The sequence below is a fragment of the Agrobacterium sp. 719_389 genome, assembly GCF_900188475.1.
Classification (GTDB): Bacteria; Pseudomonadota; Alphaproteobacteria; order Rhizobiales; family Rhizobiaceae; genus Agrobacterium; species Agrobacterium radiobacter.
On sequence record NZ_FYEM01000015.1, the window covers coordinates 75,766 to 97,552 of the forward strand.

The 21,787-nt window shown below is 60.2% G+C and carries 21 protein-coding genes; 4 read left to right on the plus strand and 17 right to left on the minus strand.

The window, feature by feature from the left end; all coding sequences use genetic code 11:
* Positions 1 to 92: 92 nt before the first annotated feature.
* The 4 genes from CFB10_RS22820 to CFB10_RS22835 are packed head-to-tail and all read right to left on the minus strand — an operon-like array spanning position 93 to position 4,278.
* A complete protein-coding gene (locus tag CFB10_RS22820; RefSeq protein ID WP_026372449.1) occupies positions 93 to 1,361 on the minus strand; it encodes an ABC transporter substrate-binding protein in 1,269 nt (422 codons plus the stop codon).
* Between the two features lie 43 nt (positions 1,362 to 1,404).
* Positions 1,405 to 2,505: an ABC transporter ATP-binding protein gene (locus tag CFB10_RS22825; protein ID WP_026372450.1), complete on the minus strand. Its 1,101-nt coding sequence runs from the start codon at positions 2,503 to 2,505 to the stop codon at positions 1,405 to 1,407.
* A 2-nt stretch (positions 2,506 to 2,507) separates the two neighbouring features.
* Positions 2,508 to 3,392 carry a carbohydrate ABC transporter permease gene (locus CFB10_RS22830; protein WP_026372451.1) on the minus strand — a complete coding sequence of 295 codons (885 nt, stop codon included), beginning with the start codon at positions 3,390 to 3,392 and terminating at the stop codon, positions 2,508 to 2,510.
* Positions 3,393 to 3,396: 4 nt separating this feature from the next.
* Positions 3,397 to 4,278 carry a carbohydrate ABC transporter permease gene (locus CFB10_RS22835; protein ID WP_004444977.1) on the minus strand — a complete coding sequence of 294 codons (882 nt, stop codon included), beginning with the start codon at positions 4,276 to 4,278 and terminating at the stop codon, positions 3,397 to 3,399.
* A gap of 212 nt (positions 4,279 to 4,490) precedes the next feature.
* On the opposite strand from CFB10_RS22835, the gene CFB10_RS22840 reads away from it, so the two are divergent.
* On the plus strand, positions 4,491 to 5,417 hold the full coding sequence (locus CFB10_RS22840) for an AraC family transcriptional regulator (protein ID WP_026372452.1): 927 nt from the start codon (positions 4,491 to 4,493) through the stop codon (positions 5,415 to 5,417).
* Between the two features lie 29 nt (positions 5,418 to 5,446).
* Here the strand turns inward: CFB10_RS22840 and CFB10_RS22845 are convergent, their stop codons facing one another.
* From CFB10_RS22845 to kduI, 8 genes are all read right to left on the minus strand, one after another.
* The gene (locus CFB10_RS22845; protein ID WP_020812560.1) at positions 5,447 to 6,727 is read right to left on the minus strand and encodes a TRAP transporter large permease; all 1,281 of its coding nucleotides are present in this window, start codon (positions 6,725 to 6,727) and stop codon (positions 5,447 to 5,449) included.
* 1 nt (position 6,728) lies between these two features.
* Positions 6,729 to 7,250 carry a TRAP transporter small permease gene (locus CFB10_RS22850; protein ID WP_026372453.1) on the minus strand — a complete coding sequence of 174 codons (522 nt, stop codon included), beginning with the start codon at positions 7,248 to 7,250 and terminating at the stop codon, positions 6,729 to 6,731.
* Positions 7,251 to 7,319: 69 nt separating this feature from the next.
* Positions 7,320 to 8,297, minus strand: coding sequence for a TRAP transporter substrate-binding protein (locus CFB10_RS22855; RefSeq protein WP_026372454.1), 978 nt, complete (start codon positions 8,295 to 8,297; stop codon positions 7,320 to 7,322).
* A gap of 143 nt (positions 8,298 to 8,440) precedes the next feature.
* Complete coding sequence (locus tag CFB10_RS22860) at positions 8,441 to 9,319, minus strand: amidohydrolase family protein (RefSeq protein WP_026372455.1); 879 nt, start codon at positions 9,317 to 9,319, stop codon at positions 8,441 to 8,443.
* Positions 9,316 to 10,452, minus strand: coding sequence for a D-galactarolactone cycloisomerase (locus tag CFB10_RS22865; RefSeq protein WP_026372456.1), 1,137 nt, complete (start codon positions 10,450 to 10,452; stop codon positions 9,316 to 9,318). The genes CFB10_RS22860 and CFB10_RS22865 overlap by 4 nt, the downstream gene beginning before the upstream one ends.
* A 36-nt stretch (positions 10,453 to 10,488) precedes the next feature.
* Positions 10,489 to 11,400, minus strand: coding sequence for a 5-dehydro-4-deoxyglucarate dehydratase (kdgD, locus tag CFB10_RS22870; protein WP_026372457.1), 912 nt, complete (start codon positions 11,398 to 11,400; stop codon positions 10,489 to 10,491).
* A 113-nt stretch (positions 11,401 to 11,513) separates the two neighbouring features.
* Complete coding sequence (gene kduD, locus CFB10_RS22875) at positions 11,514 to 12,257, minus strand: 2-dehydro-3-deoxy-D-gluconate 5-dehydrogenase KduD (RefSeq protein WP_026372458.1); 744 nt, start codon at positions 12,255 to 12,257, stop codon at positions 11,514 to 11,516.
* Positions 12,254 to 13,078 carry a 5-dehydro-4-deoxy-D-glucuronate isomerase gene (gene kduI, locus CFB10_RS22880; RefSeq protein WP_020812567.1) on the minus strand — a complete coding sequence of 275 codons (825 nt, stop codon included), beginning with the start codon at positions 13,076 to 13,078 and terminating at the stop codon, positions 12,254 to 12,256. Before kduI ends, kduD begins: the two co-directional genes overlap by 4 nt.
* A gap of 139 nt (positions 13,079 to 13,217) precedes the next feature.
* Here kduI and CFB10_RS22885 point away from each other — a divergent pair, with 139 nt between their 5' ends.
* From CFB10_RS22885 to CFB10_RS22895, 3 genes are all read left to right on the plus strand, one after another.
* Positions 13,218 to 14,015: an NAD(P)-dependent oxidoreductase gene (locus tag CFB10_RS22885; RefSeq protein ID WP_026372459.1), complete on the plus strand. Its 798-nt coding sequence runs from the start codon at positions 13,218 to 13,220 to the stop codon at positions 14,013 to 14,015.
* A gap of 110 nt (positions 14,016 to 14,125) precedes the next feature.
* Positions 14,126 to 14,863: a FadR/GntR family transcriptional regulator gene (locus CFB10_RS22890; RefSeq protein ID WP_026372460.1), complete on the plus strand. Its 738-nt coding sequence runs from the start codon at positions 14,126 to 14,128 to the stop codon at positions 14,861 to 14,863.
* A gap of 40 nt (positions 14,864 to 14,903) precedes the next feature.
* Positions 14,904 to 15,221 (plus strand): cupin domain-containing protein, encoded by a 318-nt coding sequence (locus tag CFB10_RS22895; protein WP_003499912.1) that lies wholly within the window; start codon positions 14,904 to 14,906, stop codon positions 15,219 to 15,221.
* 21 nt (positions 15,222 to 15,242) lie between these two features.
* Here CFB10_RS22895 and CFB10_RS22900 read toward each other — a convergent pair whose 3' ends face one another.
* The 5 genes from CFB10_RS22900 to CFB10_RS22920 all read right to left on the minus strand — a co-directional run bounded on the left by CFB10_RS22900 (position 15,243) and on the right by CFB10_RS22920 (position 21,634).
* Complete coding sequence (locus tag CFB10_RS22900; RefSeq protein ID WP_026372461.1) at positions 15,243 to 16,475, minus strand: Xaa-Pro peptidase family protein; 1,233 nt, start codon at positions 16,473 to 16,475, stop codon at positions 15,243 to 15,245.
* A gap of 328 nt (positions 16,476 to 16,803) precedes the next feature.
* Positions 16,804 to 18,807 carry an aldo/keto reductase gene (locus tag CFB10_RS22905; protein WP_026372462.1) on the minus strand — a complete coding sequence of 668 codons (2,004 nt, stop codon included), beginning with the start codon at positions 18,805 to 18,807 and terminating at the stop codon, positions 16,804 to 16,806.
* A 36-nt stretch (positions 18,808 to 18,843) separates the two neighbouring features.
* Complete coding sequence (locus CFB10_RS22910; RefSeq protein WP_026372463.1) at positions 18,844 to 19,929, minus strand: ABC transporter ATP-binding protein; 1,086 nt, start codon at positions 19,927 to 19,929, stop codon at positions 18,844 to 18,846.
* Between the two features lie 11 nt (positions 19,930 to 19,940).
* Positions 19,941 to 20,777 (minus strand): carbohydrate ABC transporter permease, encoded by an 837-nt coding sequence (locus CFB10_RS22915; protein WP_026372464.1) that lies wholly within the window; start codon positions 20,775 to 20,777, stop codon positions 19,941 to 19,943.
* On the minus strand, positions 20,774 to 21,634 hold the full coding sequence (locus CFB10_RS22920; RefSeq protein WP_026372465.1) for a carbohydrate ABC transporter permease: 861 nt from the start codon (positions 21,632 to 21,634) through the stop codon (positions 20,774 to 20,776). Before CFB10_RS22920 ends, CFB10_RS22915 begins: the two co-directional genes overlap by 4 nt.
* Positions 21,635 to 21,787: the final 153 nt, after the last annotated feature.

The window sequence follows — 21,787 nt, forward strand, 5'->3', positions numbered from 1 at the left end:
GTGCATGGCCGGCCAAACCCTTGGCGGACACGCTTCATATCATCCGGCGGCCGGATAGAGGGCCCGCCACCGGAGGCGGCGGGCCATTGTCATCAATCGAACTTGGCAAGAACATCGTTGGTCGTATCGATGATCTGCTCGGCCGCCTCTTCCGCCGTCAGCTGGCCATAGGCATATTCTTCAAGCGTATCGATAAAGCCCGAGCGGATTTCCGGATGTTCGTTGAAGGGGGAAACCACCGGTCCCGATGCCGCCATGACGATGGCATTGGCGGCGCGCACTTCCGGCTCGCCCTTGTCACCCAGACGCGCCGCCGCAGCCTTCGAAGCGGGCAGGCCGCGCGAGGTGCCAAGCGCGTCGACGCCCTCCGGCTCGTTAAGCAGGCAGTTCAGTATCTGCGCAGCCGCTTCCGGATTCTTGGAGTTTTTCGAGATCGAAAATACCATGGAGGGCTTGCGATAAACGCCTTCCGTCACGGCATCGGCAAGCTTCAGCATCGGCACTGGTTTCAGAACCTGCCCCTCCTTCAGGGGATCGGCATATTTCGAATAGGTCGAGTCCCATTCATAGGAGCCGGCGATGCGGCCTTCGGACCAGGACGGTTTTTCATAGAGATTGACGTTGCCATCGGCCGCCTCCTCTTTCTGGGAGCGGATGGAGCCGGTTTCGACCAGCTTGCCGACGAAGGAGATGCCCTCTGCCAGCTCCTGTGGCGTCCAGGCCACGCGGTTGGTCTTGAGGTCGACCAGATCCTTGCCCGTCTTCTGCACGATGGCCAGCGTTACGAGCAGCTGGGCGGTCTCTTTCACGGCATTGAAGGTGTAATAGTCCTTGCCGAGCTTTTCCTTGATGGTCTTGGTTGCCGCGAAGAACTCATCCCAGGTCTTCGGAATTTCCACGCCCGCCTTCTCGAAGGTGGTGGCGTTAAAGAAGAAGACGCGGCCCGTGGTGGAGACGGAAAGCCCCTGCAGCACGCCGTTCATCGATCCTGCCTCCAGATCGGTCTCGGCCCATTGCGAGAGATCGAGCGGTTTCAGCTGGCGCAGATCGGCAAAACCCTCGCCGTTCTTGGAAAACAGCGGCAGCCATGGCCAGTTGACCTGGACGATATCGGCTTCCGTCTTGCCGGCCATCTGCGTGGTCAGCTTTTCCAGATAGCCGTCGAAGCCGGTGAATTCGCCCTTCACGGTGTGGCCGTATTTCTCGCCGCAGGCGGCAATGGCCTTCTGGGTGGCGACATGACGGCTTTCGCCGCCCCACCACGACATGCGCAGTTCCGCAGCACCTGCCGCCGGGGCGGTTGCCATCGCCACATAAGCGGCACCGGCGAGCATCGCCATCATTCTTGTCGTCGTCTTCATTGTTCTTCTCCTCCTCGAAAAATCAGGCACGCGCGTCCCCTCCTCACAGCGAGACGTTGCGGCCATCGGCCTTGTCGAAAATATGCAGCTTCTCCGGGTCCGGTTTGAGCCGCAGGATGCCGTCGCGCCCGAGCGCTTCGAACTCCGCCGCACCGACCACGCTCACCAGCTTCTGGCCGCCGAGATCGGCATGCAGATAGACCTCGTGGCCCATGAATTCCGCATTGGTGAGTTTCGCCTGCAGCGCCGGACCATCGGTGGCATCCGCCAGTGAAAGATGCTGCGGGCGGATGCCGATGACGGCATCTACCGGCTTTGCTGAAAGACGCCTTTCAAGATGTTCGCCGATCGGCAGACGCTGCCCGCCAATGACGAATTCCGCACCGTCGATGGCCACATCCACGAGGTTCATTTCCGGCATACCGATAAAACCGGCCACGAACAGATTGGCGGGATGGTTGTAGAGCTCCTTCGGCGTCGCGACCTGCATGATGCGGCCGGCCTGCATCACGCAGATGCGGTCGCCCATGGTCATGGCTTCGGTCTGGTCATGGGTGACGTAAATGACCGTCGAGGACAGGCCTTCCGCTTTCAGCTGGCGGTGCAGATCGGTGATGCGTACCCGCATGGAGGCGCGCAGCTTGGCATCGAGATTGGACAGCGGCTCGTCGAACAGGAACACGCCAGGCTTCTTGATGAGCGCGCGACCCAGCGCCACACGCTGCGCCTGTCCGCCGGAAAGCTGCTTCGGGAGACGGTCAAGCAGCGGCTCGATTTCGAGAATGCGCGCGACATTCTCGATCGCCTTTTCGATCTCGGGTTTTGCGACACCGGCGATCTTCAGGCCAAAAGCCAGATTGCCGCGCACCTTCATATGCGGATAAAGTGCATAGTTCTGGAATACCATGGCGATGGAGCGCTTGCCGGGCGGCAGGTCATTGACGCGCTGGTCACCGATCAGGATTTCACCGCCGGTGATTTCCTCCAGCCCCGCCACCATACGCAGCGTCGTGGATTTGGCGCAGCCGGAAGGGCCGACGAACACCATGAACTCGCCATCCTCGACGTCGAGATTGATGCCATGCACGGCCTTGAAGCTGCCGCCGTAGATTTTTTCGAGATTTTTAAGTTGAACGCTTGCCATTTTCAGCCCTTGACCCCGCCAGACGAGATCCCTTCAATGAAATACCGTTGCGCCGCAAAGAACACGATCAGCGCAGGCGCGATCGTCAGCACCGACATCGCCAGGATGCGGTTCCATTCAAAGGCTTCGGTGGTGTCGATGGAGAGTTTGAGCGCGAGGCTCACCGGATATTTGTCGACCGAGGACAGGTAGATCAGCGGCCCGAGGAAATCGTTCATCGTCCACATGAACTGGAACAGGCAAACCGAGATCAGCGCCGGCGCCAGCATCGGCACGACGATATAAACGAGCGTCTGCAGGCTGTTGGCGCCATCCACCCGGGCGGCTTCTTCCATGTCCGATGGCAGCGAGCGCAGGAACTGCACCAGCATGAAGACGAAGAAGGCATCACCGGCGAAAGCCGAGGGAACCCAGAGCGGCAGGAAACTATCCAGCCAGCCGAGATCACGAAAGAGGATATATTGCGGAATGCGGGTGACGACATTCGGCAGGAGCAGGATGGCGATGACCGACCCGAACAGGATTTTCTTCAACGGAAAATCGAAGCGGGCAAAGGCATAGGCCGCCATGGTGCAGGAAATCGCCGTGCCGATGACCTTCGGCAGGATGATCAGGAAGGAATTCCAGAAGAACCGGCCGAACGTATAGGGCGTCGAGGTTTCCCAGCCGCGGATATAGCCGTCCAGCGTCGGGTTTTCCGGGATGAAACCGGCGCCGGAGAAGATTTCCGAATTCGTCTTGAAGCTTGCGCCCACCAGCCAGATCAACGGGTAAAGCATGACTAGGCCGACGGCGAACAGCAGCACGTAGCGGACGGAGGTGGAGAGCAGCCTGAGCCGTGCCCGGCGGGCCGCCTGCATGTCGTTTAGGATTGCGATATCGGTCATGGCATCAATTCCGCTTGTCGCCGGCGTAATAGACCCACTTCTTCGAGGACCAGAAGGCCACGAGGGTCAGCACGGTGATGATGGTGAAAAGCACCCAGGCGATGGCGGAGGCGTAGCCCATGTTGAACTTCTTGAAGGCCTCGTCGTAGATATAAAGTGGCAGGAGGTAAGTGGACTTCAGCGGCCCGCCCTGGGTGATGATGTAAGGTCCGTTGAACTCCTGGAACGCCTGCACCATCTGCATGATGAGGTTGAAGAAGATCACGGGTGTCAAAAGCGGCAGCGTGATGAAGAAGAAGGTTCTGACCTTGCCCGCGCCGTCGATGGCGGCCGCCTCGTAGAGCGACTTGTCGATGGATTGCAGGGCGGCGAGAAAGATCACCATCGCCGAACCGAACTGCCAGCAGCGCAGCAGCGTAATGGTGAAAAGCGCGTTGCCGGGATCACCGAACCAATCGACCGGCGACAGGCCGACGGCCGCCAGCGCCATATTGGCGAGCCCCTCGCTTGCAAAGATGTAGCGCCACAGAACCGCAATCGCGATGGAGCCGCCGAGGATGGACGGCACGTAAAAGGCCGTGCGGAAGAAGTTGATGAATTGCAGCTTATAATTGAGTATGGCCGCAATGAACAGCGCGAAGGCAAGCTTCAGCGGCACCGTCAGAAACACGTAGAACAGGGTAACGTTCAGCGATTTCATGAAGGTCCGGTCACGGGTGAAGAGCCGCTCGTAATTGGCAAGTCCAGCCCAGCTGGGATCGCTCATCAGGTCGTAACGGGTGAAGCTGAGATAGAGTGAGCCGAGAAACGGGATTGCCGTGAAGACCAGCAGCCCGATGATGTAAGGCGTCAGATATCCCAGCCCGAGGAAGCGCTGAGATTTCATGATGCTCCTCCCCGCGCCCCGATGGAACGCGAATGACAGAATACAATTTCGTACAAGTGAATCTCCCGGAACGGCCGGCGGCGGGCGCATGATGGCGCAATTTCTCGCCGCGACCGATCTCCTCCCTCATTGATACGGCGCGTAAAAGCGATTTATCCGATGACAAAACCAAATTTCCGCGCCAAGGTGAATTAACAAAGACGAGGAAAAAGATGGACGAAATCGAAGGTGGTATTCTGTCGTCCGTTCCACCTGCGGCGCTGAACCTCAACCTGACGCGCGCGACGATCAAGATGGAACATTCGCGCACCTGGCAAATCGACAAATCCAACCAGGTGGACGACCTCATCATCTGCCTGGAAGGGCGTGGGCATTATCTCGTCGATGGCGAATCACGGGTGCTGGAGCCCGGTGATGCGATGCTGATTTTGAAGGGGCAGCGCTTTGTCGGCTGGAACGAGCAGGCCGTGACCTATCGCGGCGTGGCGCAGCATTTCACGCTCGATATTTATGGCCGCCACAACCTGATCGCGCAGATGGACCTGAAGCCGAAACTACGGCTGAGCCGCTGGCCGCTTTTGGAGCCGCTCGTGCGTCACTACCGGCAGAGCGCCCCGCCCTCCTCGGTAACACTGGGCCAGCACCATCTTTTCATGGTGCTTCTGATCGCCTTCATCGACGACGCCTTCCTCGGCTGGGTTGACCGTCCGAGTTTCCAACCGGAAGGCACGGAAGGCCTAGACCTTGCGGTGATGAAGGCGATCACCATGATTTCGGCCAATCCGCTGGACCCTGACATTGCCGGTCGGGCGACAGACGCAGCGCCCTATAATCGCGATTATTTCCTGCGCGAATTCCAGAAACGGGTGGGTCGAACGCCGCGGAAATATCAGGAATTCAAGCGCATGGAACGCGCCATGCATTTTCTCGAGGCAGGACTTTCAGTCTCGGCGGCCGCTGCCGAGGTGGGGTATGGCGACCCCTATTATTTCTCACGCATGTTCAAGCGCACACTGGGACTAAGTCCGCGCGAGCATATGAACCGGATACGCCGCAGCCGGCATGGCAATCTGATGGCGTTTGACGAGCATGAACAGCAGAGGCTGCTTGCCGCCGAAATGGAAAAGGCCCCGGCATAGCGGGGCCTCCTTGTTTGGAACCTCCGGAGTTACCGGAACAGTGACGGCAACCACAGGGAAAGCGACGGAATATAGGTGACGGCGAGCAGCACGGCGATGCTGGCGCCGAAGAACGGCCAGATCGTCCGCATCGCCTCCCGTATCGATATGCCGCCCACCGCGCAGCCGACGAAGAGCACCGTTCCGACCGGCGGCGTGTTGAGGCCGATGCCGGCATTCAGGATCATCACGACGCCGAAATGCACGGGGTCGATGCCGAAGGCCTTCACGACAGGCAAAAGCACCGGCGTGGAGATGATGACCATGGGCGCCATGTCCATGAAGGTGCCGAGCAGCAGCAGGATGACGTTGATAACCAGCAGCACGATGATTGGATTGTCCGAAATCGCGCTGATTGCGGCGATCATCAGCGTCTGCACCTGCAGGAAGGCCATCAGCCAGCCGAAGGACGCCGCCGTGCCGATGACGAGCAGCACCATGGCCGTGGTGCGGACGGCACCCATCACCGCTTCCACGAAACCGTTCCAGTCCAGCTCGCGGTAAACCAGCATGGCTACGAGGAAGGCATAGAGCACGGCGATGCAGGAGCTTTCCGTGGCGGTGAAAATGCCCGAGCGCACACCGCCGAAGATGATGCCGATCAGCAGAATGCCGGGGAACGACGCCAGCAGATAATACATCAGCTTCGAAAAGCCAGGAAACGGTTCGGATGGATAACCCTTGCGGCGGGCGACGATATAGGCCGTCACCATCAGCGCCGCGGCCAAAAGCAGGCCCGGAATGATGCCGGCGGTGAAAAGATCGGCGACCGAGACATTGCCGCCCGCTGCAATCGAATAGAGGATCATGTTATGCGAGGGCGGGATCATCAGCGCGATGATGGCGGCATTGACGGTGATATTGACGGCATAATCCCTGTCATAACCGCGTTTGGCCATTTGCGGGATCATCAGCCCTCCGACAGCCGAGGCATCGGCGACGGCCGAGCCGGAAATGCCGCCGAACAACGTCGAGGCCACGATATTGACCTGACCGAGGCCGCCGCGCAGGTGCCCGACGAGACCGGCGGCAAAGCGGATGAGGCGATGGGCGATGCCGCCGCGCACCATGAGGTCTCCGGCGAAGATGAAGAACGGGATCGCCATCATCGCAAAGACATTCATGCCGGAATTCATCTGCTGGAACACAACGACGGGTGGCAGGCCGAGATAAAGAACCGTGGCGAAGGAAGCGATGCCGAGGCAGAAGGCGATCGGCGTGCCGATCAGCATCAGCAGGGTGAAGACGCCGAAGAGAATGGTGTAAGCCATTTTACGCAACCTCCTGCACGATCACGTCAGCCGCGATTTCCTCGCCGATGATAAGATCGATGAAACGTTCGGCGGAAAACAGCGCAATGAGGAAACCGCCGCCGATCAGCGGGAAGAAGTCCGTGCCGCCGGGCCAGCCGAGAACCGGGATCGTCGCCGACCACGTGCCCATGGAAAGCGAGGCGCCATACCAGGCCATACCGACGCCGAAGAAGAAGATGAGCGCAAGGCTGGTCAAGTCCATGACTTTCTGCACGCGTGGCGACATCATGTAGCGCAGAATATCAAGCCCAAGATGCACGCTTTCGCGCACGCCGACGGCTGCCCCCAGCATGATGAACCATGACATGAGATGCAGCGACAGCGGCTCCGACCAGCTGGGTGAATCATTCAGGATGTAACGGGCAAAGACCTGCCAGCCGACGATGAGCGTCATGGCGATCATACCGATACTGGCAATATAAAGCGACGCGTGGCTGAGCGCGCCGAGAAAGGGGCGGATTGCCCGCATGAAATTTCGCATTGTCTGTTCCTCCGCATCCACGGCGACAAAAGAAAACCGGCCCTGTGTCCAGGGCCGGTTTTCCGCGCGTTACTTGACCGCTTTCACCCGTTCCAGAAGGTCTTTCATCTTCGGATCGGTGACGAATTTGTCGTAGACCGGACCCATCGCCGCAGCGAATTCCTCTTTGTTGACCTTGATGATGTTGGCGCCACCGGCGCGGACTTTTTCTTCCGACGCCTTTTCGCGGGCGCTCCAGAGTTCGCGCATCTTGGCAACGGAATCCTTGGCGGCCTGGCGCAGCAGCTTCTGGTCTTCCGGCGAGAGCTTGTCATAGGAGATCTTGGAAATGACGAGAATTTCCGGATTGAGGGAATGCTCCGTCAGCGAGTAGTTTTTCGCCACTTCATAGTGGCGGGCGGATTCGTAAGACGGCCAGTTGTTTTCGGCACCGTCAACGACGCCGGTTTCAAGTGAGGAATAGACCTCACCCATCGGCATCGGCGTTGGGTTGGCGCCAAAGGCCTGCATCATCGAAATCCACAGATCGGACTGCTGCACGCGAATTTTCAGGCCCTTCAGGTCCGCCAGTTTTTCAACGGGCTTTTTGGTGGTGTAGAAGGAACGCGCACCGGAATCGTAAAAGGCAAGGCCGACAAGGCCGTGTGGTTCGAAGGCTGCCAGAACCTCATCGCCGATCGGGCCGTCCACCGTATTGTGCATGTGCTCGGTCGAGCGGAACAGGAACGGCAGGCCGAGAACGGTGGTTTCCTTGACCAGATTGTTAAAGGGGGCGGCGTTGACGCGGTTCATGTCGATGACGCCGAAACGGGTCTGCTCAATGGTGTCTTTCTCGCCGCCGAGAACGGAATTGTTCATGACCTGGATCTTGATGCGGCCATTGCTTCGCTCGGCCAGCAGCTCGCCCATGTATTTCACGGCTTCGACGGTTGGATAACCATCCGGGTGGATATCGGCGGAGCGCAGGGTTATTTCCTGCGCGCCGGCGGCCACACCTGATAGCGCGATCCCCATCGCGACGCACATCATGCTTGCAATCTTTTTCATGCTTTCCTCCTCCATTGTTGAAACGGCCCAGCCCCTCCAAGGCTATCGGACCGATTTTTTCACGCCCATCCGGGCCGGCATGCAAAGACCTCTCATTTAAAAAGGATGATGGGGCCTCCCTTCCCCTCCCATCCCGAATTGACCTATGCCGCCTTGAATGGCGGCAGCTTGAACAGCGCTTCCGGATTTTCCACCAATGCACGATGACGGGCCGCCTCATCCGGCAGCCAGCCGAGCGTCAGTTCGGCAAGGCGGGCATCGTCCGGATAGGCAGCCGTTTCGCGCACCGAATTATGCGGCCAGTTGGTGCCCCAGACGATGCGCTCCGGCGCATGGGCGGCGATCACCCGCGAAAAGGCGGCGACATCCTCATAGGGCCAGTTTTCCCGCGAACTCTCATAGACGCCGGCGAACTTGAACCAGAGATTGCCGCGATCAATCAGCTTCAGAAGAGCCGTCATTTCCGGGCCGTCCGTTTTGATGCCCTTGAAGAACTTGCCGTGGTGATCAAACACCCAGCGTGAGCGGATTTTCTGAAGGCGCGGCAGGTGGTCGAGAAGACCATTGCCGTCGAATTGCACCGCCACCATCCAGTCAGCCGTCTGCGCTCTCTCATCCACCGCCTCAAGCTCGGAAAGGTTCACGGCACCGCCAGGCAGATCCATGATGCGCGCGCCAACGGCACCGGCGGCGATCAGTCTCTCCATGTCCTTTTCGGTCGTGGCCGCATCGATAATGACCACGGCGCGGGCCGCCTCGCCCATCTCAGCGACACAGGCGAGCGTGTTGCCATTATCGCGCTGGTGGGCGTTGCCCTGGGTGATGATGACCCGGTCGATGCCGAGCCACTGCATGAGCTTGCGATACTCCTCCGGTCCCGGCAAGGCGCCGGGCGGCAGGCCCGGCCCGCCCGGTAAGGCGGGATAACCAGGCAGATACATATGCATCTGCGTGTCGACGGCCCCTTTCGGGAAAGCAGGCTGAGGCGCTGTGCCGCTCAGTTTTCTGACAAGTTCGCTCACGGGTCTGGCATCCTGAATTCAAGCAATGCGTCGCGGTTGATCTCAATTCCAAGACCGGGACCATTGGGAATGGCGACAATGCCGTTCACCGCCTCGATGGGCTCGCGCAGCACGGCCTGACGAAACGGATTATGCGTGCGGTCGAATTCCATGATCGGCTCGATCGGATTGACGCGCACCGGATCGGGCGTCATCGCCGCCATGAATTGCAGCGCGGCTGCGATCTGCACGCCGGTGCCCCAGACATGTGGCACGATGCGCACGCCTTGCAGCGTTGCAAGCGTGGCGATCTTCTGGGTTTCGGAAAAGCCGCCGCAACCGCAGAGATCTGGCTGGAGAATATCCACAGCACCGGCGGAAAGCGCCTGCCACATACCATAACGCCCATGCCAGGTCTCGCCGCCCGCAACCGGGATTGGCTGGCCCGCCCGCACCCGGGCATAGGCATCAAGCTGTTCCGGAACCACCGGCTCCTCAAACCAGTCGATACCATAATCGGCAGCGCGATTGCCGAGCGTGATGGCTTCGGTGACGGTGTAACCATGATTGGCGTCGATCATCAGCCGCATATCAGGCCCGATCGCCTCCCGCACCGCGGCGATGACCCGGAGGTCTTCCTCGATACCGAAACCAATCTTGATCTTGCAGGCGTGAAAACCCTCTGCCCGGCGTTCCGCCATCTCCAAGGCGTTGTCGGAAACGCGGTCAACGCCATCGCGCTTGAAACTGCCGGTCGCATAGGCGCGCACGCTTTCGCGCCAGCGCCCGCCGAGCAGCATGGAGATGGAAGCGCCGTAGTGCTTGCCCTTGATGTCCCACAGCGCGATGTCGATGCCGGACAATGCGGTGAGGCTGAGGCCGCGCTGGCCCTGATCGCGCAGGGCATTATAAAGCACGGCCCAGATTTTCTCGGTCTGGCGCGGGTCCTGGCCGATAAGCCAGCCCGCATAAGCCTGAACCACGGCGGCATTCGGCCGGGCCGGACCGAGGCATTCACCCCAGCCGATGGTCCCGTCGTCACATTCGATTTCCACCAGAATATGGGCGCGCCGATCAAAGCGCATGGATGCGCTTTCAAACGGCGTGTCCAGCCGGTGTTCGAGCAGATGCGTGCGCACCGCCGTGATTTTCATGGCTCCCCTCCCGCTTGTCTCGATCAGGCCCCCTAATCAGGCTTTGCGCTTATGCGTGCCGATCAGGGCATCGAGCATGCCGATTTCCTCATTCGTCAGGTCCTTCAGCGGCGCACGCACCGGACCGGCGTTGAAGCCCTGCAGGCGCACACCAGCCTTGACGGCGGAGACGGCGTAACCCTTGGCACGGTTGCGGATCGCCATGAACGGGTAGAAGAACTCCGTCAGGATACGTTCGCAGGTCGCGCGCTCGCCGGCACGCAGCGCGGCATAGAACTCATTGGCAAGGCCCGGCACGAAGTTGAAGACCGCCGAGGAATAGGTGGTGAAACCGGCGCCGAGATAGGCTTCAGCAAACAGTTCCGCCGTCGGCATGCCGCCGAGATACATCAGGCGGTCGCCCATCTTGGCGGTGATCTGGCGCACGAGGCCGATATCGCCGGTGCCATCCTTGAAGCCGACGAGGTTCGGGCATTCGTCGCAGAGACGCGCCAGCGTATCGGCCTGCAGCACGGAATTGTCACGGTTATAGACCATGACGCCGATGCCAACCGACTGACACACCTTCTTGATATGGGCGTAAAGCCCTTCCTGCGGCGCATCGATGAGGTAATGCGGCAGAAGCAGGATACCGTCAGCTCCGACCTTTTCGACAGAGCGGGCGATATCGACGGCGATCTCGGTGCCATAACCGCAGCCGGAAACAATGGCGGTTTCGCCGGCAACTTCCTTGGCGGCGGAAACGATGGTGGGGATCTCATCCGGCTTCAGCGAAAAGAACTCACCCGTGCCGCCGGCAGCAAACAGCACCGGCGCCTTGTATCCGGCGAGCCATTCGACATGCGCCCTGTAGCTATCGGCGGCGAAACGGCCTTCGGAATCGAAATGGGTAACGGGGAAGGACAACAGGCCGGAGCCAAGCGCCGTCTTGATTTGTTCAGGGTTCATGTTGGGTATTCCTCTGCAAATTCACTGACTGAAAGCCACCTAAACCACTTGCCGTATATTTGTCAACAATTCATCATACAAGTTATATGATGAATTTTCGAAACCGGCGCAGATCAGCGCGCCAGCCAGCCGCCATCCACATTTAAAATCGCGCCATGCACATAATCCGCCGCGGGCGAAGCCAGAAACACGGCAGCGCCGGCAATATCTTCGGAATGGCCCCATCGCCCTGCCGGAATACGCTCGAGAATGGCCTTGTTGCGGGCGGCATCCGCACGCAGCGCCTCGGTATTGTTGGTTTCGATGTAACCGGGCGCAATCGCATTCACATTGATGCCCTTCGCAGCCCACTCATTCGCCAGAAGCTTGGTGAGACCGGCGACGCCGTGTTTCGCCGCCGTGTAGGATGGGACGCGAATGCCGCCCTGGAACGACAGGAGCGAAGCGATGTTGACCACCTTGCCGGGCCTGCCTTTTGCCAGCAGCTCTTTCGCAAAGGCCTGCGTGGTAAAAAACAGCGCCTTGAGATTGACGTCCATGACCTCGTCCCAATCAAGTTCGGAAAACTCGACGGAATCGGCGCGGCGGATGATGCCGGCATTGTTGACGAGAATATCGAAACCGGCACCCACGAAACTGTCCTTCGCCGCCAGCGGATCGGCGAAATCGATCGACAGGGCGCTCGCCTTGCCGCCATCCTTCGCGATGATATCAAGCGTTTCATCCGGTGCGCGGCGCGCGGCGCAGACCACCTCCGCACCGGCTGCGGCGAGCCCCACCGCAATCGCCTGACCAAGACCGGTATTCGCGCCTGTCACGAGCGCCTTACCCCCCTGAAGCGAAAAGGGATTTCTCATTTCAGATCCCCCGGCTGGATGAAGTCCATGTCGGTATAGTCAACATTGTCGCCCGCCATGGCCCAGATGAAGGTGTAGGAACCGATGCCGGCACCGGAATGGATGGACCAGGGCGGCGAAATCGCGCCTTCTTCGTTCGAAATGAACAGATGGCGGGTCTCCTGCGGCTCGCCCATCAGATGCAGGACGCGCGACTTTTCATCCATGCCGAAATAGAGATAGGCCTCCATGCGGCGGTCATGAATATGCGAGGGAATGGTGTTCCAGACGGAGCCGTCCTCAAGCATCGTATAACCCAGCACCAGCTGGCAGCTTTCCATGACCAGCGGATGGATGAACTGGTTGATGGTGCGCTTGTTGGAGGTTTCGGTCGCGCCGAGCTTGACCTCCTTGCTGTCGGCAAGGCTGACGAGCTTTGCCGGCAGGCTGCGATGCGCCGGGCAAGACGTGATGTAGAATCGGCCGGCGCCATCAAACGTTACCGCGCCGCTGCCCGCACCGAGATAAAGCACGTCACCGCGATTGAGCGTGTAGGTCTCGCCGCCGGCGCTGACGGTGCCCGCCTCGCCGATATTGACGATGCCCATTTCACGCCGGTCGAGGAAGGACGGCGTCTTGGTTTCTTCCACCTTGTCCAGCGTCAGCGGCGCACCATTTGGCACCGCGCCGCCCATGACGAAACGGTCGTAGTGGGTATAGATCAGTCTGATTTCACCGGAACGGAACATGTCGTTGGCGAGGAAATGCCGGCGGAGCCCTTCGGTATCCAGCGTTTTTGCATATTCCGGGTTCACGGCCTGCCTTGTTTCGACGGTCAGCATCAAACTCATCCTTCATGATTGTTGCGTATGGCACATAATATATGTTATCCGCTTTTTGTACGATCTGTATGACAAGGTCAAGAGGCGCCGGCATATCTCGACCACGCTGCGGACGTGGAACAGGCTTGGGAGAATTGCAATGAAACGGCTTCTTGTTACCGGTGCGGCTGGCCAGCTTGGCCGCGTGATGCGTGAACGCCTTGCACCGATGGCCGAGATATTGCGTCTTGCCGATCTCGCCCCGCTCGACCCGGCGGGGCCGAACGAGGAATGTGTGCAATGCGACCTTGCGGATGAAAATGCCGTGGATGCCATGGTCGCCGGTTGCGACGGCATCGTTCATCTGGGCGGCATTTCGGTGGAGAAGCCCTTCGAACAAATCCTCCAGGGCAATATCATCGGGCTTTATAATCTCTACGAGGCCGCCCGCGCCCATGGCCGGCCGCGCATCGTCTTTGCCAGTTCGAACCATACAATTGGCTATTATTCCCAGACCGAGAGGCTCGGTCCCGACGTGCCCGTCCGGCCGGACGGGCTTTACGGCGTTTCCAAATGTTTCGGCGAAAGCCTTGCCCGCATGTATTTCGAGAAGTTCGGGCAGGAGACGGCGCTGGTGCGCATCGGCTCCTGCACGCCGGAACCGACCAATTACCGTATGTTGTCCACCTGGTTCTCATACGATGATTTCGTATCGCTGATCGAAGCGGTGTTTCGTGCGCCGGTGCTCGGCTGCCCGGTCGTCTGGGGCGCATCGGCCAATGATGCCGGCTGGTGGGACAATTCGCACCTCGGCTATCTCGGCTGGAAACCGAAGGACAATGCCGAGACCTTCCGGCAGCATATATCAACGACAACGCAAAAACCCGCCCCGGAAGATGCGCTGGTGCGGTTTCAGGGCGGCGTGTTCGTCGACAATCCCATTTTCAGGGAAAGCTGAGATGCCGCATGAAACCTCGCCTGCACGAGTGACGGGATTGCAAGCCGGGCAGCGAATGACGTATCGAGGACCGGTGCACGCAACCGACATTTTTTAGAACGGCGACCAAGATGACAAAAGCGACAACCTCCGAACCGGCCGCTCCACAGGGCAGAACGCTTGTGGTGAAAGTTTCGGAGGAACTCCGCAGCCAGATCGCCAAGGGCCGTTACAAGACGGGCGACCGCCTGCCCTCCGAAGCGCAGATGACGCAGGAATTTGGCGTCAGCCGCACGGTGGTGCGCGAGGCGATCGCTTCGCTGCGCTCAGACGGTCTGGTCGAACCCCGTCAGGGCGCCGGCGTCTTCGTGCTGGAACCCGCGCCTGCAGAGCGGCGGCCCTTCCATAATGTCGATCTCGCACGCGTCTCCTCGCTGATCGAGATGCTGGAACTGCGCACGGCCGTTGAAGGCGATGCCGCCGGCCTTGCCGCCATTCGCCGTTCGCCGGCGCAGGAAGAAAAGATCATCGAGGCCTTTGATGCCTTCCGCGCCAGCGCCGCCAAGGGCAGCCCGACAGCCGAAGCCGATTTCGCCTTTCATCTCGCCGTGGCAGAGGCGACCAACAATCCCCGCTTCAGCGAGTTCCTGCAGGTGCTGGGGCCGACCGTCATTCCACGCCGCGCCGTGGCCGAAAACGGCTCGGAAACCGTGCTTTCACCTGCCGATCTCAGCCGTCTCGTCGGTGAACACGAAGCGATCCTGATCGCTATACAGGACGGCAACGAGGATGCGGCGCGAAGCGCCATGCGCAACCACCTGAAAAGCAGCCAGACGCGTTATCGCGCCATGCTGCGCGCGCCGCGCTGACCGCCGGCTTAAATCGCATTACATGATTGAGGAGAACGACATGCAGCAGCTACCGACATTCCCCACCGTTTCACCCGACGATGGTGTCGAACGCACCGTGCTTTCCGAAGCGCCGGAGCTGATGGTGGTTTCGTTCCGTTTCAAGACCGGTGCCGAAGGCAAGCTGCACAGCCATCCGCATGTGCAATCCACCTATGTCGCCAGCGGCAGTTTCCGTTTTTACCGCGATGGTGAAGCCTATGACCTGCAGAAGGGCGACAGCCTTGTTGTGCCCGGCCATATCGAGCATGGTTGCCTGTGCCTGGAAGAGGGCGAGCTGATCGACTGCTTCACCCCGCGCCGCGACGACTTTCTCTGAGGCGGAGCCGGCGGCAGGTCGTCACTCCAGTGACAAATCCCGCAGGGTGCGTGGCAGGCTGTTCATGCACTCCACCCCTGAAGGTGTGACCAGAAACTGGTCCTCGATCATCAAAGCCCCCAGCCCTTCGCCATAAAAAGGTGCTTCGAGCGCGACCACCATGCCCGGAAGAATGATTTCCGGGTTGTCGTGGGAAAAGAATGGCCATTCCTCGATACCCACACCGCCGCCGACGGAATGGCCGAAATGGCCGCGATAATATTCGCTGAAACCGTCCTTGCGCATCGAGGCGAGCATGGCGGCGTGCACCGCACCGAAGCTGTTACCGGGGCGAAGCGCTTCCAGCCCGCAGGCGAAGGCCGCTTCAAGCGCTTTGAAGATATCGGACGCCAAAGGCGAGACCGGTCCCCACGAGAAACTCCGCGCGCCATCCGATGAATAACCGTCGACCAGCGTGCCGACATCGGCCTTGATCAGCGCACCCGGCGTCACAGCCGCCGCCATATCCGACAAGGCAGGCCCCACGGATATGTAATCCCAATGCCCGCTCAGCGAAAAACCGGATTTCGCGGCATATGCCTGCACGCCGGATTTCCAGGCGTCGGAGAGTTGGCCAAGCATCGCGCCCGGTCGAACGGCGGCTGCCATCTCGACCAAGCCTGCCTCGGCGGCGGCGGCGGCCTTCCTGAGAAGTTTTATCTCGCGTTCGGATTTCACTGCCCTCAGACGTTTCAGCGCCGTCGAACCATCAATCCATTTCACGTCGGGCAGCGCCTGCCTTAGCGCTGAAAAATCGGCGGCGGGCATGAATTCAAGGTCCGCACCGATGCGCGCCGCAGACAGCCCGCGCTCTCGCAGCAGATCGGAGAGCAGGCCGAAACAGGCGGCGCGGTCGAATGTCTCCGGCCTCGGCCCGCCGCAATTATTGCGGCGATAGGCATCGTCCACCTGCGCGATGGTTCCCACACCCGACAGATCGACCATATCGATCCAGATGCGATGGCAGCGCAGATCGACATCAGGCGCGAGTTTTTTGATGGTCGGGGCGGCGTGATCGCTGACGACGGCGGCAATCCCCGCCCCCGTATCGGCCGGCACCAGCGCAATCGCCGAACCCGCCCTGCCCCACATGGTTGCCACACCGGCATGCGCGCCGACCGCATATCGAAAGGCTTCGGGCTGGAAAAGCACCAGCGCATCCATGCCCGCTTCTCGCATCAACTGCTGGGCACGGCTTCGGTCGATATCGCTCATGGGAACCCCGGTGACTGTTTAGCTGCGGTGTTTCGCTGCAGGTTTATGAACCTACGCTTTAGCAGTCACCGTGAGAGGAAAGAAGGTGGAAGATGATGTCTCCACCCCGAAGATCGTCAGTTGGAGCGAGCGGATGCCCCTTGTTTCTTCTCCCCACCGGGGAGAAGCCCGCGGCAGCGGGAGGAGGGGGAAAGCGTCGAGATATGCGGAGAGCTTGCCCCCTCACCCCACCCTTCGGGCCACCTTCTCCCCGGCGGGGAGAAGAAATATGCCGCAATGCCTTGCCCTATCCGAACGAGCGGCGGATAAATCCACCGCTCGTTGTCTTTCACGCCTCCAGCCACTTCACCTGCTCGGCCGTCAGCCTGATATCCAGCGCCGAAAGACTATCCTCCAGCTCCGCAATCGTGCGCGGTCCGATCAGCGGGATGACCGGGAAAGGCTGGGCGATGACATAAGCGAGCGCGATATGGATCGGGTGTCGTCCAAGTTTCTGCGCAAGCTCGATCGCCCTGTCGCGGCGGACGAAATTGCGGTCGGAATACCAGACGCGGACGATTTCCTCATCGTCCTGCTTGTCGCGCCCTGCCCGGTTGGTGAAGAAACCGCGCCCCTGGCTGGACCAGGCAAAATTGGGGATCTGGCGGGATTTCAGCCATTCCTTCCACTCATCATCCGATGCCGCCACGCATCCCGCCCAGATGGGATCGAGCATTTCAGCAAGCGAGAAATTGTTGGAAAGCGCGCCCGGGGCCTGTTTGCCGCTCTTCTGAGCGTAGTCGGCCGCCTCGTCCATGCGCTCGCGCGTCCAGTTCGAACCGCCGAAAATGCCGCGAATGCGGCCGCGCCGAACTTCGGCATCCATGGCATCGACGAACTCACCGACCGGAATATCCAGATTATCGCGATGCATGAAATAGGCATCGACATAATCCGTCTTCAGACGTTCCAGCGACTGGTCGAGTTGCTTGGCGATCATATCAGGGTAGCAGAGCGGCGAATGCGCACCCTTGCCGATCAAAACGATCTCCTCGCGCGGCACATTGCGGCTGGTGTGCCAGTCACCGAAAATCGCCTCGGTCCTGCCTGCGCCATAGACATAGGCCGTATCGAACAGATTGCCGCCCGCCTCGTAAAAGGCATCGAGCGTCAGGGATGCAGAAGCAAAATTGGGGAAAAATTCGAAACCGAGCGCGACCACCGAAGCGGGCTTGGCAAGGCCCGGCACCTGCCGCTTCGGAACCGCGTTTCCGGCCACGACCTTGCCGCCGGTAATATTGGCAACGCGCGAGGTTGCCTTTTCGACGCTGTATTCAAGGCCGACCGAGGCGCGCCATTGATCCATGACACGCAGATTGCCGAGGCTGTCACCCCAGCCCATGCCCGGTGCGTCGAATTCCTTTTTGCCCTGACGGATCGCCTCACCCGCTGCATCGACCTCAAAGGAATAAAGCCAGCGATCCTCCGGCAGTTCGACGGTTTCCACCTTGTCGCCCCTGAAGATATCAATCCGGCCGGTGCCGCCCTTGTGGCCCGCGGCGAACCAGAAATCCTTGACCTCGATCCGCCCTTCCGAGCCGATGATGCGCAGCACATTGTCCTGTCCCGCCATGATCGAGCAGGACACTTCGGCGACGATGCCGTTGGAAAATTTCAGCACGGCCGAGGCCCATTCGTCGACACCCGACTGGCCGAGATGGGCAGCGCCCGCCACCTTTTCCGGCTCGGCAAAGGGTTTGCCATCCACCGCGCCGGCAATCAGCCGCACCATCGAGACCGGATAACCGCCGACATCGAGAATGCCGCCGCCCGCCATCTCATTGGCGAAGAGCCGGTGATCGGCCCGGAACGAACCCATGTTGAAACCGAAGCTGGAACGGATGATCCGGATATCGCCAACCGCGCGGCTCTTGACCAGTTCGAGCAATTTCTCCGTCTGCGGGTGCAGGCGATACATATAGGCCTCGCCGGCAAAGACGCCTGCCTTTCTCGCCTCGTGGAAAATGGCGTCGGCATCGTAGGCGGAAAGCGCAATCGGTTTCTCCACCAATACATTCTTGCCGGCGCGGATGGCCTTGATCGCCCATTCGGCATGGCCGGTATGGGGTGTGGCGATATAGACGGCATCGATATCGGGATCGGAAAGCAGCGCATCGTACCCATGGATGATGCGCGCACCGGCGAAGGCCTCGGCCAGGCCGGGCTTGTCCGGATTGCGGGTGGCGATGGCCTCTAACCTGCCGGTACGGGAATGGGCGATGCCGTCAGCGAATGTTTTCGCGATAGTACCCGGGCCGATGATGCCCCAGCGGATCGGTTGTTCGGTCGTCATGAAATCCTCGTCTTGTGTAGGTGCTTGGGAAAAGGTTCAGCGCAGGCGTTCGCCCTTGCTGTCGAAAAGGAAGGCCCGACGGGCGGAAAGACCGACCGTCAGCCGGTCGCGATTGCCGACGTCGCGCGATTCCGGCCTCTCGATGATGAGCTGCTCGCCGCCTTCGGTACGGGCATAAACGTAGCTGGTATTGCCGAGATGTTCGGCGACATCGACATGCACGGTGAGATCGGCATCGCCCTGCCCCGCATCGGAAAAATGTTCGGGCCGGATGCCGAGCGAAACACGGGCTCCGTCGTTCAAGCGGGCCTTTGTCGGCAGGGTCAGCCGCACCGCAGGATCGCTGTCCAGCGAGAGCGTCACGCTATCAGCGCCGCTGCCGATGATGGTGGCGTCGAGGAAATTCATCTTCGGCGAACCGACGAAACCGGCAACGAAGCGGTTGACGGGATCATCGTAAAGATCGAGCGGCGCGCCGACCTGTTCGATATTGCCCGCGCGCAGCACGACGATCTTGTCGGCCAGCGTCATCGCCTCGGTCTGGTCATGGGTCACATAGATCATCGTTGTCCCGAGCTGCTTGTGCAGCCGCGATATCTCGACGCGCATCTGCACCCGCAGCTCCGCATCGAGGTTGGAGAGCGGCTCGTCGAACAGGAAAACCTGCGGTTCACGCACGATGGCGCGGCCGATGGCGACACGCTGCCTCTGGCCGCCGGAAAGCTGCTTCGGCCGGCGCTCCATCAACTCGTTGATCTGCAGGATTTCGGCGGCGCGGTTGACCCGCTTTTGCGTATCGGCCTTGGGATTGCCATTCATTCGAAGGCCGAAGGACAGGTTTTCGGCAACCGTCATATGCGGATAAAGCGCATAGGACTGGAACACCATGGCGATGCCGCGATCCGCCGGATCGGCATCATTGACCGTCCTGCCGCCGATGCTGACATCGCCATCCGATATGTCTTCCAGCCCGGCAATCATGCGCAGCAGCGTGGATTTGCCGCATCCGGAGGGGCCAACGAAGACGACGAATTCGCCGTCGGCAATATCCAGATCGGCACCGTGGATGACTTCGAGCGCGCCGTAACGCTTGACCACGTTCTTGAGCGAAAGTTCCGCCATGCGGCCTCCCCTTACTTGACTGCCCCGGCGGAAATGCCGGCGATGAAGTGACGCTGCAAGGCCACGAAAACCACGAGGATGGGTGCGGTGAGCAGCACCGCGCCGGCCATGATGCCGCCCCATGACACTTTGGTGAGCCCGATGAGGGTGCCAAGCGCCACGGGTGCGGTCATCATTCCTGGGCGGGAATTGATGAGAAGCGGCCAGAGGTAGTTGTTCCACGAGGCCAGGAAGAGGATGATCGACAGCGCCGCCATGGTGGGACGCGCCAGCGGCAGGGCGATGCGCAGAAATATCTGCCACTCCTTGACGCCCTCCACCCGTGCCGCATCGAAGAGTTCCGTCGGCATCATCGAGAAGGATTGCCGCATGAACAGCACGCCGAGCGAATTGAACAGCGGCGGCACGATCAGCGCCACCCAGGTATTGGCGAGCTTGAATTCGCGCGCCACCATGATGAACTGCGGAATGACGACGACCGCAAATGGCAGGGTGATGGTGCCGAGAATGATGGCGATCACCACCCCGCGTCCCGCAAAGCGGTACCGCGCCAGCGCCCAGCCCGCCATCGAGGTCAGGAACACCGAAAGGACAGTGTAGATGACAGCGACGGTGATCGAGATGAACATGGCCCGCAGGAAATTCGTATCCGCCTGAAGGTTCTCGAAATTCTCGATGAAGTTGGTGGATGGCACCAGAACAATGTCCGGACTGAAAATGCCGTAATCCGGCATCGTCGAGAATACGAACATCATCCACAGCGGAAACAGCCAGATGATGGCAAGCGGCGTCAGCGCCGCATGCAGCGCGATCTTCTGCCAGAAAAGCGATCTCGATTTCGATCTCATTTCGGCTCCCTCCCGACCCATAGATTGAGCAGCGAAATGGCGATGGCGAGCGCCGCCATGGTGTAGGCAATGGCCGAGGCATAACCGAAATTGAGCGAGGTGAAGCCCTGCCGGTAAAGGAACAGCCCCAGCGTCTCCGTGCCGCCGCCCGGCCCGCCCCTGTTGGTGATGAGGAAGGGTTCGGCGAAAAGCTGCATGGTGCCGATGACCGAGAGCACAACGCAGAAGAGGATGATGGGTTTGAGAAGCGGCAGGGTGATGTAAAAGAACTGCTGCCGCTTGCTCACCTTGTCCAGTGTCGCCGCCTCATAGACATCGCCGGGGATGGATTGCAGGCCGGCCAAGATGATGATGGCGTTATACCCCGCCCAGCGCCAGGTAACCGCAATGATGACGAGCGCCATGGCCGCATTGGCATTGTCGAACCAGGAAATGGGCGAAAGGCCGACGGAGGTGATGAGCTTGTTGATGATGCCGAAATCGGCACTGAACATCAGCCGGAAAACGGCGGCATAGGCAACCTCGCCGACAACAACAGGCGCGAAAAAGGCAAAGCGGTAGAGTGGCCGCGCCTTTAGGAGCGGCGAATTCAGGAGCACCGCCATGACGGTGGCGAGCGCGATCATGACGGGCACCTGAATGACGAGGATGATCAGCGTATTGTAGAGCGCATTATAAAAAGCCGGGTCGGAGACGAGCCGCCCCCAGTTCATGGAGGGCGCGAACCGCCACGGATTGATGCGTGTATTCTGGAACGACAGCATGAACGAGCTGATGATCGGCCAGACCCAGAAGGTGGCGAAAATCATGAGATAGGGCGCAAGGAACGCATAAGCGATCCTGTTCCTTGACGGCATGACGACCTCCAGATGCCGGCGGTTTGGCCGGGTAAATGGAAAAGTTTGAAAGAGGCCTGCCCCCGTTTAAGGGCGAGACCATTGCAAGGCGGTGCGGCGTATTTCTTCTCCCCGAGGGGGAGAAGGTGGCCCGAAGGGTCGGATGAGGGGGCT